We start from the raw sequence: 1313 nt of genomic DNA on the forward strand, positions 1-1313 counted from the left end.
CACGCCAAACGCATGAAGAAAAATTCGTTTTCAGAAAACGAAAATCATAACCAAACATCAATCAAAGTAGTACACTAGAATAGAGGTGAACTACAATGATTGATTTTCTTTTATCCATAGAAGAACACAAAGAAGAGTATGATAGCCGTCAAGCATGGAAAATCCGCTATCCCTTATCTACCATTCTCTTTCTAGTTTTCTCTTGTCAATTGGCAGGGATTGAAACGTGGAAAGAGATGGAGGATTTTATAGAAATGAACGAATCTGTCTTGGGAGAGTACGTTGACTTGAGTGTCGGCTGTCCTTCTCATGACACCTTGGAACGTGTTGTGAGTATGGTTAATCCAGATTTCATAAAAGAGCTAAAACTGTCCTTTGAAGCTAGTTCGGAAACAACTGATTTTTCAAAATTGATAGCTGTTGACGGAAAAACGATTCGAGGGAACCGAGGAAAACACCAATCTCCTACTCATATTGTCACTGCCTATGATGGGGGCAATCGGATTAGTCTTGGGCAGGTAGCAGTTGAGGATAAAAGCAATGAAATTACTGCCATTCCTCGTCTCTTGCGTCAGCTAGACCTTCGTAAGAGTGTTGTCACGATTGATGCCATGGGCACCCAGACAGACATTGCGGACGTGATTATAGGAGGTAAGGGTGATTACTGCTTGGCAGTCAAAGGAAATCAAGGTACTCTCCATGAGGATATTGACCTTTATTTTAGTGATGCCAAATTGTTATCTCAGTTGACAGAAAAAGGTTGTCATTATCAGACCATTGAAAAGGCACGTAGTCAGATTGAGGTGAGGGACTACTGGGTTTCTCACGATGTGAAATGGCTGAGCCAACGGCATCCAAAATGGAAAAAACTTCGTGGGATTGGGATGACTAAGAATACCATTGATAAAGATGGCATCATTACGGAAGAAGTGCGATACTTTATCCTCAGTTTCAAAGGCGATGTGCAGACTTTTTCACAAGTTGTTCGCGGTCATTGGTCGGTTGAGAGCCTACATTGGCTGTTAGATGTGGTTTACCGAGAAGATAAGAACCAAACCTTAGATAAACTAGCTGCCTTCAATTTGAATGCTATTCGCAAAGTTTGTCTTCATCTCCTACAAATGATGACATTCCCTAAGGAGAAGTTGAGCTACCGTCGCAAACAACGCTATATTTCTGTTCATTTGGAGGATTATTTGCCACAATTATTTGGAGATCGAGGATAAGGTGGTTGCACAAAGGTAGATACCAAGTTTAAAGCAGTTATTTCCGGAGACAAAAGGAGAGAAGAAAGTTTTCATGCGTATGGCGTG

General features: G+C 41.1%; 1 protein-coding gene. It reads left to right on the plus strand.

Annotated elements, in window-relative coordinates:
• Nucleotides 1-95 precede the first annotated feature (95 nt).
• Nucleotides 96-1226 (plus strand): ISAs1 family transposase, encoded by a 1131-nt coding sequence (locus SST62_RS0106130; RefSeq protein ID WP_029186670.1) that lies wholly within the window; start codon nt 96-98, stop codon nt 1224-1226.
• Nucleotides 1227-1313 lie beyond the last annotated feature (87 nt).

Source organism: Streptococcus suis YS56 (genome assembly GCF_000440115.1).
Classification (GTDB): domain Bacteria; phylum Bacillota; class Bacilli; order Lactobacillales; family Streptococcaceae; genus Streptococcus; species Streptococcus suis_L.

Excerpts from the sequence above, each read along its gene's own strand:
- SST62_RS0106130 (WP_029186670.1), top strand. The coding sequence starts at position 96 with ATGATTGATTTTCTTTTATCCATAGAAGAACACAAAGAAGAGTATGAT.